The sequence below is a fragment of the Companilactobacillus tucceti DSM 20183 genome (assembly GCF_001434665.1).
Lineage (GTDB): Bacteria > Bacillota > Bacilli > Lactobacillales > Lactobacillaceae > Companilactobacillus > Companilactobacillus tucceti.
In genome coordinates this window covers 1-23,152 of sequence record NZ_AZDG01000027.1, presented here as the reverse complement: position 1 = coordinate 23,152, position 23,152 = coordinate 1, and the positions used below count along the sequence as shown (strand labels likewise).

Sequence of the window (23,152 nt, the reverse complement as noted above, 5' to 3'; positions counted from 1 at the left end):
ACGCCGAAAGTAGTTGGTGGGAAACTACCCGCGAGGATAGGTAGTTGCCACGCTGTTATTCCGGATTAGCTCAGTTGGTAGAGCATCTGACTGTTAATCAGGGTGTCGTCAGTTCGAGTCTGACATCCGGAGTTAATTAATACTTAGGAATCCCTAGGTGTGCCAAATTAATACATCTAGTTCTCACGAATTAGATGTATTTTTTTAGGCTTTTTATTTTGGAGAGTTGTCCGAGTGGCTGAAGGAGCATGATTGGAAATCATGTATACGGGTTTTGCCTGTATCAGGGGTTCAAATCCCCTACTCTCCGTTGTACTTAATTTCTATTAATGTACATCCATGTATATTTGTGTAAAAAGGGCGTCGTATCTTAGGATACGGCGTTTTTTTTGTACTAAAAAAAGAGTGTGGCAAACCGCCTTTTGTTACACGGTTAGGCTATAAAAAGTTTGCAAATGTAAAAGAGGGCTATGACATATGTCACAGCCCCCATCATATTATTGTATAGATTTAACAAACGCTTGATAGTTATTTTCCTCACCAGTTATTTCAATTTTTACTGAAGATAAAACAGCCTTATGCAGATCTGATTCACTTAATTCTAATGTATGAGTAAAAGTCGCATTACCAATTAAACGAATCTGGCTATTTTCAGGTATTGAGTCTAATTTGATATTTGTTTTAACCTTACCTCCAGGATTAAATACTTCGATATCCTTATTAGAATCAAAATACTCTTTATGCAACATGGCAAAGGCCAAACTTGTAGCTGACATTCCGGTACCGCAAGCATTTGTGAATCCTACGCCACGTTCATATGTCTGAACGAATAACTTATTAGGTCCAAGAATTTTTGCAAAACTGACATTAACACCTTCAGGAAAATAGTCATTAACTCCATTAAGCATTTTACCTAGACTACCTAGATCTCCTTCATTTAACTCCTTAACGAAGCTAATTAAATGTGGGTTAGGTACAGCGATAGCAGTGAAGGATTGATTAGGTATGAATTCTGGTATCTCTGTGTCAATCAATTGATCCATTGCCTTATAACTAAATGGTAGATCTGCTTTAGCAAATGATATTGGAGAAATTTCTACGCTAAATGCTGGTACTCCATCAGCAAGGTTTTGAGATTTTTTGACTGATAAATTATTTTCTAGTGTTTCCACTTTGAATTCATCTTTTTTGAATTTTTCTGATAAATAACGGCTAACAGTTCTTAAACCATTTCCACACATTTTTGCTTCACTACCGTCAGCGTTTATAACTCTCATTTGTCCTAGGCAATCATCGTATTTAGAATCATTAATAACTAGCAATCCATCTGATCCGCCTAATAATCCATTTTTTGAACTGCATATTTTAACAGCTAGACCTTTTAATTCCTTATCAGACAACTGATTTTGTAGTTTTGTTTGATCCAAAATAAAAAATTGATTTTCTGATCCATGTACCTTTAAAATTTGAACCATTATTTTCACCTCAGTATTTAGTTAAAAAATGTATCGTAGATATCTCTAACGGCATCTTTTGCATCCTTTACCTGTGTCCCGATCATAATTGAAATTCGTGATGCACCTTGATTGATCATATCAATAGCAATATTTTTTTCTGTTAAAGAATCAATAATTTTACTTACTGTATCAACTGTATGAGCAAGTCCTTCACCGACGACCATGATAATTGCGTAGTCATCGATCCATTCAATATAATCTGGATTGAGGGCTTTTTTTACGTCGTTACATAAATTCTTAATTGTCTCTGAATCGAGTTTACTTTTATCAAAGATAACTGTCAGGTCATCGATTCCTGATGGCATATGTTCATATGAAATTCCGTATTTATAAAATATTTGAAGTAATTTTAGAGTAAAACCGACTTCTTTATTTAGCAGGTATCTATGAATATATAATGCTGAAAAGCGATCTGAACTAGCTATACCAGTTATAGGATTTGCTGGATTGAATAAAAATTGAGAAGGGACTATTAGTGTACCTGGTTTTTGTGGATCATTAGTATTTTTTACGTTTACGGGTACTTGGCCTTCAACGGCGGGAATAATAGCTTCATCTTGGAAAACAGAGAATCCAGCGTATGAAAGTTCTCTCATTTCACGATACGACATCTTTTTGATAGCTTCTGGATTTTTAACAATATGGTTATTTGCGACATATATTGCATCGACATCAGTAAAGTTTTCATATAAGTCAGCATTGAATCCGCGACTCAAAATTGCGCCGGTAATGTCTGAACCACCACGAGAGAATGTGAAGATATCGCCATCTTTACTGTAGCCAAAGAATCCTGGGAAAACTATTTTAGAATCATCAAATTTAATTTTAGCTAAATTGGCATATGTTTCAGGTAAGACGTCGGCATTATTTGGCTCACCGCCAACTAAGAATCCAATTTCCTTTGGATCCAAAAACTTAGCCTTAATTCCTTTACTGTTTAAAACATCGGCTAGAGTGATGGCGTTGAGAAATTCTCCATGTGCTTTAAAAGCTGCCATAAGATGCTCGTCGTCTTTGTAGTTTGATGTTGCCAAATCTGTAAGTTTAGCTTTGATTTTATCGATCGTATCACTAGATAGTTTATAGTAATTACTTATTTCTTGATATCGATCAACTATTTTATTGTAGACATCTTGATAATCTTTATTTTCTAGGACTAAATTTGCGTATTTTATTAATAGGTCAGTAACTTTTATGTCACCATCGAAACGTTTACCTGGTGCAGAAGTTACGATGACTTTTCGATCATCATCACTTGTCACAATATTAATAACCTTATCAAATTGTTCACCATTTGCTAGCGAGCTACCGCCAAACTTGACGACTTTCACATATATCACTCCAATTTTTAATTAAAAAATTAATACTTTTTTAATGTAGAGTTTAGCATTTTTAGTTATTAAAACAAGCTTAAAGTTTAAAAGTTAGAAAATATATTCAAATTCCTTAATTAGGCTTGACGTATTATTAGAGTTGTTATAATCTTTTAAGCAACAAAACAAAAAGAGGTCGCGACTGACATTATTAAACAAGTGAGTTCTTGCAAGAACAATGAACTTGTTGAAAGGGAATGTCGCCGAAGCGCTAGGTATTGCAATACTTAGTTCGCTGGGACGTACTAATAAGATGGTACGAACTGTCGCAGCAAAATGTCGCTGCGTTGCGCTTATGACAAAATGATGCGGAATTTATGTTATTTTGGATCTCTTTGTTTAAGCAAAGGGGTCTTTTTTTATCCAACCTGACCTCTAAGAAAGGTAGATTATAAATGATAAGTAGTGAATTAACTAGTGAGAACGGACATTTAATGATTGGAGGAGTTGATAGTGTTGAACTTGCCTCAAAATATCAAACTCCATTAGTTGTCTATGATGTTGAAGAAATTAGAAATCAGATACGTAGGTTCAAAAATAGTTTTGAAAATAACAACCTAAAGTATCAAGTTAGCTATGCTAGTAAAGCATTCGCTACTATTGCGATTTATCAAGTATTAAAACAAGAAGACGTACATACCGACGTTGTTTCTGGAGGTGAGCTTTACACAGCTTTAAAGGCTGGTTTTCCTGCAGAAAAAATAAGTTTTCATGGTAATAATAAATCCGAAGAAGAATTAGAGATGGCTGTTGATAACCATGTTGGAGTTATTATCTTAGACAATTTTTATGAAATTGATTTATTAGAGAAGATTCTTGAAACTAAGGATTCTAAAATCAAAGTTATGTTGAGATTGACACCAGGAATTTCAGCACATACCCATAAATATGATCAAACTGGACAAGTTGATAGTAAATTTGGATTTGATGTTGGTTCTGGACAAGCAACAAAAGCTCTACAAAAAGTTCTTTCTAACAAACGAATGGAATTAATTGGAATTCATGCTCATATCGGATCACAGATCTTTGGTGTTGAAGGATTCGTTATGTTAGTGAAAAAAATGTTTGAAATTGCTGCTGACTGGAAAAATAATTTCGATTACGTGCCTAATGTTATCAATTTAGGTGGTGGATTTGGAATTAGCTATAATGACCAAGATGAAGCGATTAGACTTGATGTATTTATTAAAAAGATTGCTGAAACAGTTAAACAACAAGCAAAAGAAAAAAATATGAATATTCCAGAGATTTGGATCGAACCAGGTCGTTCAATCGTTGGACCAGCGGGATTTAGTCTTTATACTATTGGATCACGAAAAGATGTTCCTGGTTTAACTTCATACGTAAATGTTGATGGAGGAATGGGTGATAATATTAGACCCGCACTTTATCAAGCTAAATATGAGGCAGTCGTCGCAAATAAAATGAACGATAAATTAACTCAGGATGTTCATATTTCTGGTAAGTATTGTGAATCTGGAGATATTTTAATTGACCATCAAAAACTACCTGATACAAAATCTGGAGATATTCTAGCAGTTTTAGATGCCGGAGCTTACGGTTATTCGATGGCTTCAAATTATAATCGTAATCCAAGACCAGCTGTTGTTTTTGCCGAGAATGGTCATGACAAATTAGTTGTTGAACGTGAATCATATGAAGATTTAATAAAGTTAGATCGTAATTACATTTAAAGTGTTGCATATAATAGGAGGAGTTTTTTTATGAGTAAGATGGATGCAGAAGAAATTATTAATTATATAGGTAATGCTAAGAAAGTTACTCCCGTTAAAGTTTATATTCAAGGTAACTTTTCTAATTTAACTATTCCATCATCAGTTAAGTTTTTTAATACTGGTTCTATGGGGATATTGATTGGCGACTATAAAGAAATTGCTCCTCTTTTAAGTAATGAAGGAATTAGTGATTATTATTTAGAAACAAGTGCTCAGAATTCTGCTGTACCAATGCTAGATATTAAACATATCAACGCAAGAATTGAACCAGGTGCTATTATCCGTGATCAAGTTTCAATAGGTGATAATGCAGTTATCATGATGGGAGCGGTCATTAATATCGGTGCTGAAATTGGCGATGGAACAATGATCGATATGGGTGCTGTTCTCGGTGGACGAGCAATTGTTGGTGAAAATTCTCATATTGGTGCGAATGCAGTTTTAGCCGGTGTAATTGAGCCAGCTTCAGCTGACCCAGTTAAAATTGGTAATAATGTAACTGTTGGTGCAAATGCGGTCGTCCTTGAGGGAGTTCAAGTGGGTGATAACGCAGTTATTGGTGCCGGAGCAGTCGTTACTAAAAATGTAGAGCCTGGTGCTGTTATGGCCGGTGTTCCCGCTAAAGTTTTAAAGATAAAGGATCAACAGACAACTGATAAAACTCATATTGAAAATACTTTAAGGAAGTTGTAATTATGGTCTTAGATGAACATCAATTAATTGATATAAGAAGAAAACTTCATCAGATTCCTGAATTAGCCTTGGATGAATTTCAAACTCATTCTTATTTAAAAAAAGTAATTGCTACTTTTCCACAAAATTATTTGGAGCTTAAAGAGTTTAAAGAATTACCGACAGCCTTATTAGTTCATATACAAGGAAGTAACCCGAAACGTACGATTGGATATCGTGCTGATATGGATGCTTTACCAGTCACCGAAGAAAACAAGTTATCATATGCTTCTAAAAACAAAGGCGTTATGCATGCCTGTGGACATGATATTCACATGACAGTTGCCTTAGGAATTTTAAGTTATTATGCAAGTAATCAACCTAAAGATAATATAGTCGTATTCTTTCAACCGGCAGAAGAGAGTGATAGTGGCGGCAAGAAAGCTTATGATCTAGGATTATTTCAAGGCAAGTATGCAGTTGATGAATTTTATGGATTACATGACAATGCTGACCTAGCTACCGGAGTTATTGGAACAAATGCCGAAACGTTGTTTGCCGGTACTACAGAAGTTAACGTAATTATTCAAGGTAAGAGTGGTCATGCAGCTTTTCCACATAATGCAAACGATGCAGTTATTATAGCCGCTAATTTTATTACGCAAGTTCAGACGATAATTTCCAGAAATATTGATCCAATAAAATGTGGAGTTATAACTTTTGGAAAAATAGAAGCAGGAACAATTAGAAATGTCATTGCCGGAACAGCTAGACTTGAAGGTACTATCAGGGGATTAACTCAAGATATGATTGAATTTATTCGTAAAAGAATAGTTGAAATTGCTAAAGGATTGGAAATCTCGTTTAATGCCAAAATAACCGTTGAATATAATCAAGGTGGTTATTATCCAGTGGAGAATGATTCCAAGTTATCAGAACGATTTATTAAATATATGGAACAAGATGATCAAGTGAGATTCCAAATTACAAAACCTGCTATGACTGGTGAGGATTTTGGTTATTTACTAAATAAAATTCCTGGAACAATGTTTTGGCTAGGAGTTTCTAGTCCAGGATCACTTCATTCAGTTGACTTTTTACCTCATGAAGAAGCAATTATGGCTGGAGTTCGTGCCTTTACAAGATTTCTAAATTATCGTATGAATTTGGAGGAAGATTAATGTTTGAGAATGCAGAATTAATGACAGCAATCATTACACCATTTAATGAAGAAGCAACAGAAATTAATTATGAAGCTTTGGAAAAATTAACGAATCATTTGTTGGAACATGGTAGCCAAGGATTTGTTATTGGTGGAACAACAGGTGAGACACCTACTTTAACCGAAGATGAAAAATTAACATTATATAAAAAATTTGCAGAGATAATCGATGGACGCGTTCCCATTATTGCTGGTGTTGGCAGTAATAATACACAGGGGACTATTGATTTTGTTAAAAAGGTTGGACAAATTAAAGGAATAGATATGGCATTAGTAGTAGTTCCTTATTACAACAAACCTAATCAGCGTGGTATGAAAGCTCATTTTGAAGCAGTTGCTGCTGAGTCACCAATTCCAGTTATGATCTATAACATTCCTGGTAGAACAGGAGTATTGATGGATAAGGAAACTGTTGTGGGATTATCTAAGAATTCTAATATTAAAGGAATCAAACAGTGCAATTCTTTAGATGATCTGGAATATATTGTTGAGCATACTGATGATAAATTCTTAGTTTATAGTGGTGAAGATGGACAGGCACTTTATGCTAGATCAATTGGAGCTAATGGTGTTATCTCTGTAGCATCACATATATATGGTGATGAAATGTCATTAATGTATAAAAAGCTAGCAGATGGGGATGTTCTTGGTGCTGGTGCATTGCAAAGAGAACTTACTCCAAAGATGAGTGCATTATTTATGTATCCTTCACCTTCTCCTGTAAAAGCAGTTTTGAATTCAAAAGGATATGAAGTTGGTGGATGTAGATTACCTATCTTGTCATTGAATGAATCAGAACAAAAAATCTTATTTGATAAATTAGGCTTTTAGGAGGATGACTTGTGATTAAAATTATAGTTTCTGGCTTTAATGGTTCCATGGGCCAAAAAGCAGTTGCAATGGTAAATAATAATTCTGACTTTGAATTAGTTGGAGTTTTTAATCCAATTATAGATAGTCTTGATCCAAATGATTATGGGTTAGATTCGAAGGTAAAAGTCTTTAATAACTTTAGTCAAATCAATATTGAAGCAGATATCTGGATCGATTTTAGTATTCCAAGTGCTGTTTTTGACAATACTAAATTTGCTATAAGTAAAGGTATCCGACCTGTTATTGGAACTAGTGGACTTTCTGAAGATCAAACAAGTGAATTAAAGTCATTAGCTGATGATAAAAAGTTAGGTGGAATTATAGCTTCTAATTTTGGTATTTCAGCAGTATTAATGATGAAATTTGCTCAGACTGCAGCTAAGTATTTTGACCAAGCTGAAATTGTAGAAACACATCATGAAGATAAACTTGATGCACCATCTGGAACTGCCTTAAATACAGCTCGATTGATCCATGAAGTTCAACAACAAGACGAACAAAAAAATCCAAACGAGTCAGATCCGCTAGGAACTCGCGGTGGAGATTATCATGGAATTAAAATTCATGCGATCAGATTATCAGGTTTTATTGCCGATGAAGAAGTGATCTTTGGTAGCGATGGTGAGAGTTTAACTGTTAAACAAAGTACAACTGATAGAGCTTCATTTATGAAGGGTGTTCAGTTAGCCGTTAAAGAAGTAATGAATAGAAATGAATTAGTAATCGGATTAGAAAAAATTATTTAAAAGTGGAGATGAACTTAATGCCTAAATTAGCAAAGAGTGTAGCAGAAATTGGTAACAAATTAACGAAACCGATTGGTGACGATAAAATTTTAGTATTCAATTCAGAAATTGCTAATATTCCTGGAATTGTGAAATTAACTTTAGGGGAACCAGATTTTAATGTCCCAGATCATGTTAAACAAGCAGCAATTAAAAGTATTGAAGATAATAAATCACATTACACACCACAAAAGGGTATTCCTGGATTACGTAAGGCAATCAGCAATTACTTAGCAAAAGATTATGATGTAAATTACGATCCTGAAACAGAAGTAATTGTTACCATTGGTGCTACTGAGGCAATTTATACTTCACTTTCAACAATTATGAATCATGGAGATAAAATTTTAGTTCCAACACCAGCATTTTCAATTTATATGGACGATATTGAATTATTAGGTGGAGAACCTGTTGAAATTGATACATCAAAAGATAATTTCAAATTAACACCCGCTAAATTAAAAGAAGTTATGGCTAAAGAACCTGATGCAAAGGCTATTATTATGAATTACCCAAGTAATCCTACTGGAGTTGTTTATAGCAAAGATGAACTAGAAGCATTGGCCGATGTTATTCGAGATCAATCACTATATGTAATTTCAGATGAAATTTATAGCCAATTAGTTTACGGCGAAAAACATGTTTCATTTGCAAAAGTTTTACCAGAACAAACAATTTTGATAAATGGACTTTCTAAATCACATGCAATGACCGGTTACAGAATAGGTTATATTGCCGCTCCTAAGGAATTTATTGATCAAGCAAGTAAAGTACATTCATTTACTGTTACTTGTCCATCAAATCCAACACAATATGCAGCACAAGAAGCCTTGGAGAATGGATTAGATGATCCTATCGAAATGCGCCAAACATATCAAAAACGACGTGATTTCATTGTCAGTGAATTAAATGAATTGGGGTATGAAACAGTCACTCCAGAAGGTGCATTCTATGTTTTCCCAGCAATTCCTGCTAAGTTTGGCTTAACTTCTGATCAATTTTGTCGCAAATTAGCCACAGAAGGAAAAGTTGGAGTTGTTCCAGGGGATGCCTTTGGTGAAGCTGGTGAAGGATTCTTTAGAGTTTCCTACGCTACTTCAATGGAAAATATTCAAGAAGCTATGAAACGATTAAAAGCATTCACGGCTAAATTATTATAGAATTAAGACTAGCAACAAATTAATTTTAGGAGAGAGTTATATGCCAAAACTAGATTCGAGTGTTGAACACGTTGTTAACAAAGTTGTTGATCCTATTGGAGTTTCTCAAATTAGATATTTTGCCAAAAAGTTTTCTAAGATTCCTGGAATCATAAAGATGACTTTAGGTGAACCTGATTTTAATGTTCCAGAACATGTTAAACAGGCAGCAATTGAAAGTATTAAAGAAAATGACTCGCATTATTCAGAACAAGCCGGAATTATTGGTTTGCGAAAAGCCATTGCTAATTACTTAAATGTACGTTTCGACTTAGACTATGATCCTGAATCAGAAGTGGTCGTAACTATTGGTGCTACTGAAGCTGTTTATGCTACTTTTGCTGCTATGATCAATCCTGGTGATAAGGTCATTATTCCTACACCAACATTTGCTTTGTATATTCCAATTATCAAAGTGTTAGGTGGTATTCCCGTTCAAGTAGATACCACAGCTGATGGATTCAGATTAACTGGTAAAAAGTTAACTGAAGTTATCAAACGAGAAGGTGAGAATAAGGTCAAAGCTGTATTGATCAATTATCCTGGTAATCCAACTGGTTTTGTTTATTCAAAAGAACAACTAGAAGAGATTGTTGATGTTGTTAAGGATAAGGAAATGTTTGTTATTTCAGATGAAATTTATGCTGAATTAATATACGGAAAGAAACATACTTCATTTGCTAAATTGTTACCTGGTAAGACTATTTTGATTAATGGATTATCCAAATCACACGCTATGACAGGTTATCGTATTGGTTACTTAGCTGGACCAGAAGGATTTGTTAAAAATGCTTTGAAGATGCATGCCTTTATGGTTACCGCACCATCAAATCCAGCACAATACGCTGCACAAGAAGCATTAGAAAATGGAATTGATGATGCATCTGAAATGCGTACAGTTTATCAAGAACGACGTGATTATATTGTTGGAAAATTAAATGATTTAGGATATGAAACACTTCTTCCAGAAGGTGCATTTTATACTTTCTCAAAAATACCTGCTAAATTTGGCTTAAGTTCAGTTGAATTTTGTGAAAGATTAGCCGAAGAGGCAAAACTTGGAGTAACACCAGGTATGGCTTTTGGCGATGGTGGAGAAGGATATTTTAGAATGTCTTATGCATCTTCAATGGAAGATATTAAAGAAGCTATGAAACGTTTAGAGAATTTCACAAAGAGTTTACAGTAAAAATTTAATTAAAGGGATGGATAAATAATGAGTGAAGGTTATGAAGTTGCTATTTTAGGAGCTACTGGTGCCGTTGGTACACGTTTAATTCAACAATTAGAGGAATCTACAATTCCGGTTTCAAAGGTTAGATTGTTAGCATCTAGTCGTTCAGCTGGTAAGACTTTAAAGTTTAAAGGTCAATCAGTGACTGTTGAAGAAGCTAAACCAGAATCATTTGAAGGCGTTGATATTGTATTGGCTTCTGCAGGTGGATCAGTTTCAAAGAAACTATTGCCAGAAGCTGTTAAACGAGGTGCCGTATGTGTTGATAATACTAGTGCTTTTAGAATGGATCCTGATGTTCCTTTGGTCGTTCCAGAAGTTAATGAAAAAGCTCTTTATAAACATCATGGAATTATTGCCAATCCTAACTGTTCGACAATTCAAATGATGGTTGCACTAGAACCAATTAGAAAGGCCTTTGGGTTAAAGCAGATTATTGTTTCAACTTATCAAGCCGCTTCGGGTGCAGGCCAATCAGCCTTAAATGAGTTATATAGTGAAGCAAAAGACTATCTTGATGGTAAAGAAATGTCTGCTGACATCTTCCCAACTAAGGGTGATAAAGAACACTATCCATTAGCATTTAATTTGTTACCACAAATTGATGTTCTCGAGGATAATCTTTATTCACATGAAGAGTGGAAAATGATTCATGAAACTAAAAAAATTATGCTAGACGATATGAATTCTCCAGAAATTAAAGTAACGGCAACTTGTGTTAGAGTACCAGTTCCTATCAGCCATGGTGAATCAATCTATATTGAAGTTGAAAAGAAAGACGAAGCTTCAGTTGAAAAGATCCGTCAGTTGATTGAAAATGCTCCTGGTGCTGTCCTACAAGATGATCCAGATCATCAAATTTATCCACAACCTATTAATGCAACTGGTAAGCGTGATACGTTTGTTGGTAGAATTCGTCCAGACCTTGAAAATAAAGGTGCATTCAATATGTGGGTCGTATCTGATAATCTATTAAAGGGTGCTGCATGGAATACCGTTCAAATTGCCGAAAGACTTGTTGCAGATGGTCTTGTTGAGGTAAAATAAATTTTTAGTTACTAAATATCCGTCATTACAAATAATGACGGATTTTTTTATTTATAGGGGGTGGCCGTATGAAAGAAATTGATACGGATACAGGATATACTACTTTTCGCGATGGAGTTAAAAGCTGTTTGCCAACTGTATTGGGTTATTTGGGAATAGGATTCTCGTTTGGAATTGTTGGTATTAACTCACATTTGAATTTATTAGAAATCACATTAATGTCAGCCATAGTTTATGGAGGTAGTTCACAGTTTGTAATGTGTGGTCTTTTGTTAGCTAATACTTCTATTACAGGTATAGTTATGACGGTCTTTTTGGTTAATTTAAGACACTTATTGATGAGTATGACTGCCAGTCCGCATTTTAGGGATGAGTCATTATTAAAGAACATTTCAGTTGGATCATTATTAACTGACGAATCATTCGCAGTTTTTTCGACTACGGTAGCACAAAAGAAACATTTTTCTTTGCGTTGGATGGAAGGATTGAATGTTGCAGCTTATATCACTTGGATAGTCGCAACTATATTGGGTGGACTAGTAGGTAATTTTATTGCTAATCCAGAACAATTTGGTCTCGATTTTGCTTTAACAGCTATGTTTGCTGGATTATTTATTACCCAATTTGAATGGGAATTAACTAAGAGCCAAAGGAAATCCATTGCAGTCGTTATATCAGTCGGCCTTAGTTTATATATAATGCTATTTTTTGTTAGTTCATCTGTTGCTGTTATCATTTCAGCCTTAGTAGGATGTTTTGTTGGAGGTATTATGCATGACAGTAAGTAAAAGTATTCTTTTAATATTGATAGGAAGTGCTTTAGTAACTTGGATTCCTAGAGTTACACCATTTATTTTGGGGAAAATGGTGAAATTTCCAGCAATTGTTACTAGGTTTTTGGAATATTTACCATTATCAATTTTATTTGCCTTGTTATTAGAAACTGTATTTAATGCTAAAACAGGTCATCTAGCTGTTCCAAAGTGGGATATAGTTATTGCTTTAATTCCAACCGTTATAACGGCAGTATGGTTAAAGGATCTTATGAAAACAGTTGTTGTTGGTATCGTAGCAATGGCGCTAGTACGTTTGGTAATGTAAGTAATATTTTAATTAAGAAGTTAGATATTTTATTCTAGCTTCTTTTTTGTTTTATAATATGTCTATTAAATTTGTTTGCTTTGATTAGAAAATCAATTAAGGGAGAGAATATTGAAAAAATTCTTTGAGACTTTTTCTGAAGGAGTACTGAATTTATTTGCTAATGTTGGCGTTGTGATTCCGTATTTTTTCTGTTTATCACTCTATAATCATAATAAAAGTGTTACTGCGTATGTTTTACCATTCCTGATGTTATATACATTTAGATCAATTGGAATGTTATTAACAATATATATTCCTTATTCGGCATCATTTATGTTGATGATTTCCAATCTATTTGGCGTTATTGGTTCGTTATGCCTGATTTTTGCTAATAATATTTGGTTTGGTATATTCGGAGGAATTCTTTTGGGATTGGCATCAAGTTGGGTTTGGCCTTACTTTTTGACGGTTAGAACAAAAGGAAAAATTACCAATAACTTTCATGTGACTAAGTTACATTGGTTAGGGTCATTAGTATCGATGATTCTGTTGATAATAGTGGAACTATTATCTATCAAGACATCACAGTATTGGGTTTCTTTTGTTATCTTGTCGTTATTATTTTTCATATCAATGTGGGGAAGTCTAAGGCTAAATTCACAGATCAAATTTTATAAAGACAATGAGTTCCCAGTTCATGACAAAAGTTACTCGACTGTGGGATTGATTTTTATAGTTATTCTGATAATGATGGTGTTTACCATTAGATATACTAGATTGGAAAATATCATGAGAATTGGCGACATATACATCGGTGGAGTTGCATTAATTGTATTGGCTATTCTATGGATCTACCAATTAAAGGTTCATATGAGACTCTTTCCATTGAGTTTAGCGTCCATCAATCGTGGAGTAGTAATGAACTTTGTGCTGTTATATACCATATTTGATAGTAGTTTACGATTTGGTTTTAGCACATTGTTGACCGTATATCTTTTATATTTATTTGGATTTGAAGTAGGTCCGATAATTCTTAAAAATCATTTAAACTTGCGATATCCGTTAGTGATTATCGGACTTATATTATCGTTATTTAACTTTACTTATTTTGTGGGAATTTTATGTTGTTCTTTATTCGTAGGTTCAGATAATTCTATTTTGAATAATTCACTTTATAATCATCCCAAAATTGAAACCGAGCGAGCTTTTCTAGTTAAATATCAATTATCAGCAGTCGGTAATATATCGCAACAATTGTTTTATATGATTATCGTTTATTTGGTAAGCTTCTATAGTCAAACAAGTGCATTAAACTTTTTCAGTACCTCTGGTAATGTTTCAAATAAATTATTGTTGATAGTTAGAATACCCGTTACAATTGCGGTTCTTTTATCTACATTAGTAACATATTGGTTTATAAGTAAGAGAGCGCAATAACACATGTCCAGCTTTCGAGCATTAAAATAAATACCCCCCTCAACAATCGTCAGATTGTTGAGGGGGGTATTTACTTTAAGCGGAAAAAGCTATGTGTTATTGCGCGTTTAAGCCGAATACTTAAGGATAAAAAATAGAATTAACTACAATTTAAATTGTTTAAAGAGAGAAGCAAAAAATCATCCAACTTTTTTCTTAAGGTCATTATTAAGCCTCATTTGTCCATCCATTATTTCATAAACATTATCAGCATAGTCTATTAACCTTAAGTCATGAGTCACCACGATTACTGCTATATTCTGTTCTTTAGCTAATGCTTGAAAAAGTTTTCCGACCTCTATAACCCTTTTACTATCCAATGCGGCTGTTGGCTCATCAGCTAAAATAATATCTGGTTTTGTATACAAAGCTCTAGCTATTGCTACACGCTGGCTTTGTCCGCCTGATAATTCGTTAGGATATTTATTCGTTAATTCAGATATGCCTAATTGTTTCATCAAATTTTCCAATTCTTGGTCATCAAGGTTATTTTCTTTCTTAATTTTTTTAACCAATTTGAATTGCTCTGTAACGGTAAGATAGGGGATCAAGTTGTAGGCTTGTAATATAAATCCTATTTTATTTAATCTTAGTGCATCACGTTGCTTTTTTGAAAGTGAACTTAATTTGTTTCCATCTAATTCTACTGAACCGGTGGATGGTGTTTGTAGACCTCCGGCTATAGTTAAAAATGTACTTTTACCAGACCCAGATGGTCCAATAACTAAGTTTACTTCACCTTTTTGAGCTGAAAAATTTATATTATTTAGAACATGAACTCGACTTGTACCAGTTCCAAAAAATTTATTAATATTATTTAATTGTAAAGTAGTCATTTTATCCTCCAATTACGCTTACAGGATCAACGTTCAAGATGAGTTTGATGGGAATAAGTGCTCCAATTATTCCGGTTAATACGAGTCCAGTTCCTACACTTGATAGTATTGGAATATTGAAACTCATTGGGACTGAATTAGGTATTATCAGAGCAGTAACTGCGGTCAGGATAGTACCAATCAATAATCCACTTATAACTAATATTATTGATTGTGATATTGTGGCATTTACCAGAGTTCTAGCTGGAATACCTTGAGCTCTCAAAACAGCGTAGTTTTGCAGCTTTTGAATAGTTAATATGTACAAAAATACGGCTATAACAATTAAAGAAATTATCATTAGAAAGCCGATCATAAAAATAAATGTTGAATTTTGTGCTGAATATCCAGGCAATTTAGAAACAAAGTCAGATTTAGAATAAGTTTTTAACTGAGAATCATTAGTAGTGTAATTGGAGTTTTTAGATACAATGCCACTACCAATAAATTGCCCGTTTAAATTCTTTATTTGTTGCCAGTCGGAAATATTACCGTAAATAACGGGTGAGATATTTAATTTAGCATTTTTGACAAAACCGACGATTTTATAGTTAGTTTTTGAAGAATTAAATTTTAATTTGTCATCTAGTTTGTATCCATCGTTCTTAAACTTTTCATCAATTATTACTTGATGATTTCCGTTCAATTTGTGACCTGATGTTAGAACTAAGTCCTTAGCAATAAATTGATTTTTATTTATTCCTAGAAATTGGGCCGATTCTTTTGTTAAACCAGTTTTTTTTGCAATTACTGAAGCTTGACCAATTATTGCTTCTTTATTTGATAATTTAATTTTTCTTTCTTGTTTTTTACTGATCAGCGACTGAGATAAGCTTGTATTTGAATCTTTATCCAAAACGATACTTTTCATATTCCAAGAATCAATTGCATCCGTATTTTGACTCGATAGTCCCATTGCTAAGCTGGTCAGAATAAAAATTAGATAACAAATCATGACTATCATTGTCACGATTAGACTGTAACGGAGCTTTTCCTTTTTTATTTCTTTTAACGATAAAAACATTATTTATCCTCTTTCTCTAAAACAGATAAAATATTGGAGAGTTTTTTTAATAAAATTTCTTTTACATCTGGATTCAACATAATTTGCTTGATTGTTTCGTGGACCATCACCGATGATGCCCATTGAAATTCATTTTCATTTACGACATTTTTATCGAATTTTGAAATGAAAGATGATTCATTGTGCAAGACATGCATTTTTATGAGTGCGTAGTAACGACTATCATTAGTTTTTTCTACAAATTGCCTTGTTTGCTCCACTAATTCAGAAGGTGTAGTCACATGACTTATTCGAATGCTTTTATGAATATCTTTCATGGCTAAACCGTAGGTATAAGTATATGCATCCTTTAAGTCGTCAAAATACTTGTAGAATGCACCTCTAGCAATTCCTGATTCTTTAACGATTCTTGAGACTTGAGATTCCATAAGTGTGTGATTGGAAAATTCGTTTAATAGAGCATCTGTAACACGTATTTTTTTTGCGTCATCTAAATTATCAAATGTAGTTGAAACCATAATATCCTCCTGAGTGACACTGTGTCACTTTAAAATCTAAATGAAGTATATCCACAAAGTGACACTGTGTCAACTATTTTTATAGATTGTTCCTGTAGTCATAAATTGTGTATAGAATATATACAAAAGTAATAAAAATTAAAATGTAATAAATAAATTAACTAAAAAAATTCCTTGATTTTTCAGGCCTAATTTGGATTTTTTATGAAACACTAATGTCCAAAATAATTTATCCTCTAGAAATCTTATACCAGATATGGTGTGAAACAAAATGGCCATACCACTAGATATTGATTTAGAGAAATTAAGTCCATATAATATTATTTATTCAATAAAAGGTTGTGTGTGTATGCTAGAAATTAAAGGAAATTTACTGGACAGTTTAAATGAAATTCCAGTTGAAAAAAGATCTGGAGAAAAGACAAAGTTTTATTCTTATAAAATCGATTTTGTTTTGAACAAATTAATTGATGATGCTGAATTGATCAATCGTATAAAACAAGATATCGTTACTGAGCTAAAAGATGAACCAATAATCCAAACTACAGATTTACATCAGTTGATTGTTGATTTGATGAATAAATATAAATTAACAACACAAGTAGAGCTATATCAGACTTATTTTGAACGAGAAAAATCGGCATTTGCTGATGCAACAAATGTAGAAAGAAATATCAATAAATTATTTGGCAATAATGAAGCAATTGTTCATGAAAATGCCAATAAGGATAGTAAAGTTTTTAATACACAACGTGATTTAGAGGCTGGAGTTGCAAGTGGAGCCATTGGTCTCAAAATGTTGCCTGATCTAGTGGCTAAAGCACATTTGAGAGGGGATCTTCATTGGCACGATTTAGACTATTCTCCCGTTACTCCAGAGACTAATTGTTGTTTGATCGATTTTGATGAAATGTTAACTAATGGATTTAAAATCGGTAACGCTTGGGTATCATCACCGCGTTCAATTCAGACTGCAACTGCACAAATGTCTCAGATTATCGCAAATGTTGCCTCTTTACAGTATGGTGGCTGCTCAGCCAATCGTATTGACCAATTACTTGCACCTTATGCAAAGATAAATTATGAAAAACATATGTCTGACGCTAAAAAATGGGTTGCTGAAGATAAGCAAGAAGAGTTTGCTCGTGAAAAAACTAAAAAAGATATTTATGATGCTATGCAAGCTTTAGAATATGAGATCAATACACTCTATTCCTCACAAGGGCAAACTCCATTTACAACTATTAATTTTGGTCTAGGTACTAGTTGGATCGAAAGAGAAATCCAAAAATCAATTTTAAAAATTCGCATTAAAGGTTTGGGAAAAGAGCATCGTACAGCTATTTTTCCTAAATTAACATTTACAGTAAAACGAGGCCTAAATTTAAACCCAACGGATCCTAATTATGATATTAAAGAATTAGCACTAGAGTGCTCAACTAAGAGAATGTATCCTGATTTGTTGATGTATGACAAAATCGTTGAATTAACGGGTAGTTTTAAGACTCCAATGGGATGTCGCTCATTTTTACAAGGCTGGGAAGATGAGAATGGAAAAGAAGTAAATTCCGGTCGTATGAATTTAGGAGTTGTAACCGTAAATTTGCCTAGAATCGCTTTAGAATCTAATGGTAATAAGAATCTATTCTGGGAAATTTTTGAAGAAAAAATGACACTGTGCCATGAAGCTTTGGAATATCGTATTGAACGTACTAAAGAAGCTAAGCCAGAAAATGCACCATTGCTTTATATGTATGGAGCATTTGGTAAACGACTAAAGGAAACAGATAGTATTGATGAGTTATTCAAAGATCAAAGAGCTACTGTTTCGTTAGGTTATATTGGTATTTATGAAGTATGTACTGAATTTTTTGGTAAAGATTGGGAACATAATCAAGAAGCTCATGATTTTGCAGAGAGTATTGTAAAAGCTTTATATGATAAATGCAGTCTTTGGGCTAATGAAAGTGGATATCACTATAGTTTGTACTCAACTCCGGCTGAATCGTTAACTGATACATTTTGTCGAGATGATATTAAAAAGTTCGGTCGAATACCTGATATTACGGATAAAGAATATTACACCAATAGTTTTCATTATGATGTTAGAAAACACCCTTCACCATTTGAAAAATTATCATTTGAAGAAGTATTTCCAAAGTACGCTTCTGGTGGATTCATTCATTATTGTGAGTATCCAAATTTAAAGCAAAATCCTAAAGCTTTAGAGGCAGTATGGGATTGGGCATACGATCATGTTGGTTATTTAGGAACTAATACATCAATTGATCAATGCTTCAAATGTGGGTTTAAGGGTGAATTTAAGGCAACTGCTAGAGGATTTGTTTGCCCCGAATGTGGAAATCATGATCCTAAGTTTTGTGATGTAGTAAAGAGAACCTGCGGTTATTTAGGAAACCCTCAACAACGCCCAATGATACATGGACGTCACGTTGAAATTGCATCGAGAAGAAAAAATATGACACCGGAGATGATCAGAAATGCCGCGAACTATGAGAGAACCAAACAATCCGACACCCAAAGAATGGATGGCTAAAGATTTAAGCCAAAAACGTATTGCAGATTATAAGCCATTCAACTTTGTCGATGGTGAAGGTGTTAGGTGTAGTCTGTATGTGAGTGGATGTTTATTTAGATGTCCAGGTTGTTATAATGTGGCAGCTCAAGATTTTCGTTATGGAAAACCTTACACAAAAGAATTAGAGGACCAAATAATTAAAGACTTAGGTCAAAGTTATGTACAAGGATTGACTTTATTGGGTGGAGAACCCTTTGTTAATACTCAAGTTTGTCTGTCATTATGTAAAAGAGTTCGAAAAGAATTTGGCAATACTAAGGATATTTGGTCATGGACTGGATATTCTTGGGATGAATTAATGAAAGAGTCAGATGATAAATTAGAATTGTTATCTTTAATTGATATTTTGGTTGACGGAAGATTTTTGCAGGCCAAAAAGGATTTATCATTACAATTTAGAGGAAGTTCTAACCAAAGAATAATCGATGTTCAAGAGTCACTTAAAAAGAAAAAAGTTATTATTTGGAAAAATTTAGTTAAGTAAAAAGAAAATCGGTATTGGGTTTATTAACTTAATGCCGATTTTTGAGTATACTTTGTTTGAAAGGTAATTTGTTTTGGGGAGGATGACTATGAATTCGGATAAGCTAAAACTTTATGGGACATTAACAATAGGTGTTGTAGCTTTTATTTTAGAATTTTTGTTTCAATTACCATTTTATTCACAAATAATTATAAGTATTTTAGGACTTATTTTAGCCTTAATAATGTTTATTGATATGATCAAAGTATTAAAGACAGGGGACTTTGGAGTTGATCTATTAGCAATAACTGCAATTGTCGCTACGATCGTCTTAGGTCAGTATTGGGCCGGATGGGTGATTTTATTGATGCTCACAGGTGGAGATACTTTGGAGGAATATGCAGCTAATAAAGCTAAGAGTGAATTAAAGTCTTTATTAGATAATGCACCTTCTTTTGCACATAAAATCACTCCAACAGGGATCGTAGATATTGATATAGATGAAGTTGCAATTGGAGATATGTTATTAATTCGCCCTAAAGAACAAGTTCCAGTCGATGGTGCTGTAGTAGATGGTCAATCAGAAGTTGATGAGTCTTCATTAACTGGTGAGGCAGTGCCAGTTGCAATTGGAGTGGGATCGAGTGTAATGTCTGGTTCCATTAATGGAGAAACTCCTTTTAAGATGGAAGCTAAGAAGATTGCTGCTGATAGTGAATATCAAGCAATTGTTAAATTAGTTAAGGAATCAGAATCTAATCCGGCACACTTTGTTAGATTGGCGGATAGATACGCTGTTCCATTCACGATTATTGCTTATGTGATTGCTGGTATTGCATGGTATTTGTCAAAAGATCCCGTAAGAATCGCCCAAGTTTTAGTTGTCGCTTCACCATGTCCATTAATATTGGCTGCTCCTATAGCCTTTGTTTCAGGAATGAGTAGAACTAGTAGAAATGGTATTATCGTAAAATCCGGAACAACTTTAGAAAAAATTTCTTCAGCAAAAACGATTGCCTTTGATAAAACAGGTACTATTACTAGGGGAAAATTAGTAGTTGATAAAGAAATTATAAAACCCGGATTTAATAGAGAAACTGTTTTGTCATATGCTGCCTCTTTGGAAGAGAATTCCAGCCATATTATGGCTAAGACTATCGTTAATTATGCCCTTGAAAAAAAGTTGAAATTAGAAACAGTTGATAGAATCAAAGAATATACCGCTCAAGGAATCGTTGGCTTTATTGGAGATCATTATGTAAAAGTGGGGCAAGGGAAGTTTGTTACTGATGAACCAGTTGATAAAGTTGAAGGTTCAGCTGTTTATGTATCAATTGATAGTAAATACGCCGGTGTCTTCAGTTTATCTGATCAAATTAGACCTGAGTCTGCGTCAACTATTCAGAAGTTAAAAGATTTCGGTATAAAAAATATTCTATTGATTACTGGAGATAAAAAAGAAACAACCGAATCGGTTGCTTCAGAAGTTGGTATAACTCAAATATATCCTGAGAGTTTACCTAATGATAAAGTTAAAATAATTAAAAATCTTAAAAATCATCCGACAATTATGGTCGGAGATGGTGTTAATGACGCACCCGCTTTAGCATTAGCCGATGCTGGTATTGCAATGGGATATCAAGGTGCAAATGCAGCCAGTGAGTCTGCGGATGCTGTTATTTTACAAGACGATTTTGGAAAAGTCGCGGATGTAGTTAAAATATCACGTGATACTCTAAAAGTAGCCAAAGAAGCGGTTCTAATAGGAATTTTTATTTGTATTGTATTAATGATAATTGCCGGTTTTGGTCTTATTCCAACCATCATCGGAGCTCTTTTACAAGAGGTCGTTGATACAGTTACGATTCTTTATGCACTAAGAGCTAGAAGTGATCGATTAGAGCCAACCATATGTATCTAAATTCATATCACGTTTATACATTTTGGATACATAAGGGTTTCCTTCAACAATAAATCTCATTTTTTTAGAAGTCCAAGGTTCCTTATTTGGCACGCCGATTCTAGGTGTTGCTAAAATATTTTTAGGAGTCTGGACTTTTTTTTCGGAAAAAATAAAATTATCTGAGTTTAATGGTGTTCCTGATAATGTTTTATCTCTTATTCCAAATGCTCTGATCCACTTAGCGGGTCCATTTGTAACATCAAAGCCAGTTTTTTTACGATTTTTTTCCATTATTTCTAGGCCATCAACTGGTTGTAAACCTCTAATTAAAATTCCATTTGGGATGCCTTTTTTCTGAATACTAATATCCATATCTAACCAACTATGTATTGAGTAGATATAAATTGTTCCCCCATCTTGATAGAGCGGATCGTTAGAAGGGGTGTGTCGACCATTGTAGGAATGGGCTGCTTTATCAATTTCACCTAAATATGCTTCTGTTTCAACAATAATTCCTGAAAGTTTTCCTTCTTCTGAATCGTATGTAAAAGTATGACCTAACATCTCTTTTGCAATGTCCATTGTTTCCCCATTTTCAAAAAAATCTTTTACGTTCAATATTTGCCTCCAATGACTTTTTTGCAAAAACTTAAAAAAAGGCTTGTCACGCCCTTATAGTTAATATATAATATTTTTTGTGCTTGAGAAAGACATAATTAAATGACCCGTTGGTCAAGTGGTTAAGACACCGCCCTTTCACGGCGGTAACATGGGTTCAAATCCCGTACGGGTCACTTTTATTTGGAGGATTAGCTCAGCTGGGAGAGCATCTGCCTTACAAGCAGGAGGTCACAGGTTCGATCCCTGTATCCTCCATCAAATAAAACGCTTAGCTAGGACGCTGTCCTAGCTTTTTTTGATAGTGTGACAAAAGGTTGTCTGCCACCGGAATATAGCCTAGAAACGCAAATGATTGGTACCATCAATCATTTGTGGTTCATAGCTATGTGGAGGTTGCAACCTTTTGTTACACGTTTAGACTATAAAAGTTCAGAAATGCAAAAAAGACGGATGACGTATGTTGCAGTCTTTTTTTGTACCCAAAATCATGACATGTTCAGGTCAATGGGTTATTATGTGGGTAATTTCAAAGGAGTGTGATTTCTTATGCCAACGTTAAAAACTGCTACTAAAGAAGATAAGGATCGCTTTTTTAATTTGCTTCACGATGAACCATGGCTAATTCCTTCGACCATGTTGTTAGAAATTGTACCTGTATCAATAATTGCTTATGGATTTTGGAAAAACCGTAAATTAAAAACACAATTAAAGATAGAACATGAAAAAACAATTAGAGCATTCATTGAACGATCTAAGTCAATTGAATTGAAACCAGAAGAACTGTATTTTCTCAAACATATTTAAAAATGTATGACGAGCCAAAGAGTGTGACAAAACATGTTCAGCTTTCGAGCATTAAAACAAAAGAGCCCAGTAATCGGTACTGAGTATATAATTTGATACAGATAAATAAGAGCACTTCTGGGAAAATA

21 protein-coding genes, 4 tRNA genes and 1 riboswitch are annotated in these 23,152 nt (G+C 33.8%); of the genes, 19 read left to right on the top strand and 6 right to left on the bottom strand.

From position 1 onward, the window contains the following. Positions 1-59: 59 nt before the first annotated feature. Positions 60-132, top strand: a tRNA-Asn gene (locus tag FC72_RS09975). Positions 133-220: 88 nt separating this feature from the next. Continuing rightward, a tRNA-Ser gene (locus tag FC72_RS09970) sits at positions 221-310 on the top strand. A 187-nt stretch (positions 311-497) separates the two neighbouring features. On the opposite strand, the gene dapF is transcribed toward FC72_RS09970, so the two are convergent. After that, positions 498-1,475: a diaminopimelate epimerase gene (gene dapF, locus FC72_RS09965; RefSeq protein ID WP_057767325.1), complete on the bottom strand. Its 978-nt coding sequence runs from the start codon at positions 1,473-1,475 to the stop codon at positions 498-500. A 17-nt stretch (positions 1,476-1,492) separates the two neighbouring features. Beyond that, positions 1,493-2,848: an aspartate kinase gene (locus FC72_RS09960; RefSeq protein ID WP_057767323.1), complete on the bottom strand. Its 1,356-nt coding sequence runs from the start codon at positions 2,846-2,848 to the stop codon at positions 1,493-1,495. Positions 2,849-3,012: 164 nt separating this feature from the next. Then, positions 3,013-3,193: riboswitch (Lysine riboswitch) on the top strand. A gap of 92 nt (positions 3,194-3,285) precedes the next feature. On the opposite strand from FC72_RS09960, the gene lysA reads away from it, so the two are divergent. The 11 genes from lysA (at position 3,286) to FC72_RS09905 (ending at position 14,178) form a co-directional block, all read left to right on the top strand. Beyond that, positions 3,286-4,584 carry a diaminopimelate decarboxylase gene (gene lysA / locus FC72_RS09955; protein WP_420806051.1) on the top strand — a complete coding sequence of 433 codons (1,299 nt, stop codon included), beginning with the start codon at positions 3,286-3,288 and terminating at the stop codon, positions 4,582-4,584. 30 nt (positions 4,585-4,614) lie between these two features. Continuing rightward, complete coding sequence (dapD, locus tag FC72_RS09950; protein WP_057767321.1) at positions 4,615-5,319, top strand: 2,3,4,5-tetrahydropyridine-2,6-dicarboxylate N-acetyltransferase; 705 nt, start codon at positions 4,615-4,617, stop codon at positions 5,317-5,319. A gap of 2 nt (positions 5,320-5,321) precedes the next feature. After that, positions 5,322-6,479, top strand: a complete 1,158-nt coding sequence (locus FC72_RS09945) for an N-acetyldiaminopimelate deacetylase (protein WP_057767317.1) — start codon at positions 5,322-5,324, stop codon at positions 6,477-6,479. Continuing rightward, entirely contained in the window at positions 6,479-7,351 is an 873-nt protein-coding gene (dapA, locus tag FC72_RS09940) for a 4-hydroxy-tetrahydrodipicolinate synthase (RefSeq protein ID WP_057767315.1), read from the top strand. The genes FC72_RS09945 and dapA overlap by 1 nt, the downstream gene beginning before the upstream one ends. An 11-nt stretch (positions 7,352-7,362) precedes the next feature. Continuing rightward, complete coding sequence (dapB, locus tag FC72_RS09935) at positions 7,363-8,139, top strand: 4-hydroxy-tetrahydrodipicolinate reductase (protein ID WP_057767313.1); 777 nt, start codon at positions 7,363-7,365, stop codon at positions 8,137-8,139. A 17-nt stretch (positions 8,140-8,156) separates the two neighbouring features. After that, positions 8,157-9,338, top strand: a complete 1,182-nt coding sequence (locus FC72_RS09930; RefSeq protein WP_057767312.1) for an aminotransferase class I/II-fold pyridoxal phosphate-dependent enzyme — start codon at positions 8,157-8,159, stop codon at positions 9,336-9,338. 40 nt (positions 9,339-9,378) lie between these two features. Continuing rightward, complete coding sequence (locus tag FC72_RS09925) at positions 9,379-10,566, top strand: aminotransferase class I/II-fold pyridoxal phosphate-dependent enzyme (RefSeq protein WP_057767309.1); 1,188 nt, start codon at positions 9,379-9,381, stop codon at positions 10,564-10,566. A gap of 27 nt (positions 10,567-10,593) precedes the next feature. Further along, complete coding sequence (locus tag FC72_RS09920) at positions 10,594-11,658, top strand: aspartate-semialdehyde dehydrogenase (protein WP_057767307.1); 1,065 nt, start codon at positions 10,594-10,596, stop codon at positions 11,656-11,658. Positions 11,659-11,726: 68 nt separating this feature from the next. Continuing rightward, on the top strand, positions 11,727-12,446 hold the full coding sequence (locus FC72_RS09915; RefSeq protein ID WP_057767305.1) for an AzlC family ABC transporter permease: 720 nt from the start codon (positions 11,727-11,729) through the stop codon (positions 12,444-12,446). Next, on the top strand, positions 12,433-12,759 hold the full coding sequence (locus tag FC72_RS09910) for an AzlD domain-containing protein (RefSeq protein ID WP_057767303.1): 327 nt from the start codon (positions 12,433-12,435) through the stop codon (positions 12,757-12,759). The genes FC72_RS09915 and FC72_RS09910 overlap by 14 nt, the downstream gene beginning before the upstream one ends. A 111-nt stretch (positions 12,760-12,870) precedes the next feature. Continuing rightward, complete coding sequence (locus tag FC72_RS09905; protein ID WP_057767301.1) at positions 12,871-14,178, top strand: hypothetical protein; 1,308 nt, start codon at positions 12,871-12,873, stop codon at positions 14,176-14,178. Positions 14,179-14,357: 179 nt separating this feature from the next. Here the strand turns inward: FC72_RS09905 and FC72_RS09900 are convergent, their stop codons facing one another. The 3 genes from FC72_RS09900 to FC72_RS09890 are packed head-to-tail and all read right to left on the bottom strand — an operon-like array spanning position 14,358 to position 16,634. Further along, a complete protein-coding gene (locus FC72_RS09900; RefSeq protein ID WP_057767299.1) occupies positions 14,358-15,053 on the bottom strand; it encodes an ABC transporter ATP-binding protein in 696 nt (231 codons plus the stop codon). A 1-nt stretch (position 15,054) separates the two neighbouring features. Continuing rightward, on the bottom strand, positions 15,055-16,116 hold the full coding sequence (locus tag FC72_RS09895) for an ABC transporter permease (protein WP_057767297.1): 1,062 nt from the start codon (positions 16,114-16,116) through the stop codon (positions 15,055-15,057). Beyond that, on the bottom strand, positions 16,116-16,634 hold the full coding sequence (locus FC72_RS09890; RefSeq protein WP_057767296.1) for a TetR/AcrR family transcriptional regulator: 519 nt from the start codon (positions 16,632-16,634) through the stop codon (positions 16,116-16,118). Before FC72_RS09890 ends, FC72_RS09895 begins: the two co-directional genes overlap by 1 nt. Positions 16,635-16,983: 349 nt before the next feature. Here FC72_RS09890 and nrdD point away from each other — a divergent pair, with 349 nt between their 5' ends. From nrdD to FC72_RS09875, 3 genes are all read left to right on the top strand, one after another. Continuing rightward, on the top strand, positions 16,984-19,191 hold the full coding sequence (nrdD, locus tag FC72_RS09885; protein WP_083480810.1) for an anaerobic ribonucleoside-triphosphate reductase: 2,208 nt from the start codon (positions 16,984-16,986) through the stop codon (positions 19,189-19,191). Next, a complete protein-coding gene (gene nrdG / locus FC72_RS09880; RefSeq protein WP_057767294.1) occupies positions 19,136-19,717 on the top strand; it encodes an anaerobic ribonucleoside-triphosphate reductase activating protein in 582 nt (193 codons plus the stop codon). The genes nrdD and nrdG overlap by 56 nt, the downstream gene beginning before the upstream one ends. Positions 19,718-19,799: 82 nt before the next feature. Beyond that, on the top strand, positions 19,800-21,617 hold the full coding sequence (locus FC72_RS09875; RefSeq protein WP_057767292.1) for a heavy metal translocating P-type ATPase: 1,818 nt from the start codon (positions 19,800-19,802) through the stop codon (positions 21,615-21,617). Here the strand turns inward: FC72_RS09875 and FC72_RS09870 are convergent. Next, positions 21,594-22,217 (bottom strand): DNA-3-methyladenine glycosylase, encoded by a 624-nt coding sequence (locus FC72_RS09870; protein ID WP_083480809.1) that lies wholly within the window; start codon positions 22,215-22,217, stop codon positions 21,594-21,596. The two genes, FC72_RS09875 and FC72_RS09870, sit on opposite strands and share 24 nt — an antisense overlap. A 104-nt stretch (positions 22,218-22,321) precedes the next feature. Here FC72_RS09870 and FC72_RS09865 point away from each other — a divergent pair. The 3 genes from FC72_RS09865 (at position 22,322) to FC72_RS09855 (ending at position 23,024) form a co-directional block, all read left to right on the top strand. Next, positions 22,322-22,393 (top strand) — tRNA-Glu (locus FC72_RS09865). A 9-nt stretch (positions 22,394-22,402) separates the two neighbouring features. Then, positions 22,403-22,475 (top strand) — tRNA-Val (locus FC72_RS09860). Positions 22,476-22,766: 291 nt separating this feature from the next. Beyond that, positions 22,767-23,024 carry a hypothetical protein gene (locus tag FC72_RS09855; RefSeq protein ID WP_057767290.1) on the top strand — a complete coding sequence of 86 codons (258 nt, stop codon included), beginning with the start codon at positions 22,767-22,769 and terminating at the stop codon, positions 23,022-23,024. The last annotated feature ends 128 nt before the right edge of the window (positions 23,025-23,152 follow it).

Coding starts and splice junctions, on each gene's coding strand:
- FC72_RS09900 (WP_057767299.1), bottom strand. CDS start 15,053: ATGACTACTTTACAATTAAATAATATTAATAAATTTTTTGGAACTGGT.
- lysA (WP_420806051.1), top strand. CDS start 3,286: ATGATAAGTAGTGAATTAACTAGTGAGAACGGACATTTAATGATTGGA.
- FC72_RS09915 (WP_057767305.1), top strand. CDS start 11,727: ATGAAAGAAATTGATACGGATACAGGATATACTACTTTTCGCGATGGA.
- FC72_RS09890 (WP_057767296.1), bottom strand. CDS start 16,634: ATGGTTTCAACTACATTTGATAATTTAGATGACGCAAAAAAAATACGT.
- dapD (WP_057767321.1), top strand. CDS start 4,615: ATGAGTAAGATGGATGCAGAAGAAATTATTAATTATATAGGTAATGCT.
- nrdG (WP_057767294.1), top strand. CDS start 19,136: ATGCCGCGAACTATGAGAGAACCAAACAATCCGACACCCAAAGAATGG.
- FC72_RS09925 (WP_057767309.1), top strand. CDS start 9,379: ATGCCAAAACTAGATTCGAGTGTTGAACACGTTGTTAACAAAGTTGTT.
- FC72_RS09910 (WP_057767303.1), top strand. CDS start 12,433: ATGACAGTAAGTAAAAGTATTCTTTTAATATTGATAGGAAGTGCTTTA.
- FC72_RS09875 (WP_057767292.1), top strand. CDS start 19,800: ATGACTATGAATTCGGATAAGCTAAAACTTTATGGGACATTAACAATA.
- nrdD (WP_083480810.1), top strand. CDS start 16,984: ATGCTAGAAATTAAAGGAAATTTACTGGACAGTTTAAATGAAATTCCA.
- FC72_RS09920 (WP_057767307.1), top strand. CDS start 10,594: ATGAGTGAAGGTTATGAAGTTGCTATTTTAGGAGCTACTGGTGCCGTT.
- FC72_RS09895 (WP_057767297.1), bottom strand. CDS start 16,116: ATGTTTTTATCGTTAAAAGAAATAAAAAAGGAAAAGCTCCGTTACAGT.
- FC72_RS09945 (WP_057767317.1), top strand. CDS start 5,322: ATGGTCTTAGATGAACATCAATTAATTGATATAAGAAGAAAACTTCAT.
- dapA (WP_057767315.1), top strand. CDS start 6,479: ATGTTTGAGAATGCAGAATTAATGACAGCAATCATTACACCATTTAAT.
- dapF (WP_057767325.1), bottom strand. CDS start 1,475: ATGGTTCAAATTTTAAAGGTACATGGATCAGAAAATCAATTTTTTATT.
- FC72_RS09930 (WP_057767312.1), top strand. CDS start 8,157: ATGCCTAAATTAGCAAAGAGTGTAGCAGAAATTGGTAACAAATTAACG.
- FC72_RS09855 (WP_057767290.1), top strand. CDS start 22,767: ATGCCAACGTTAAAAACTGCTACTAAAGAAGATAAGGATCGCTTTTTT.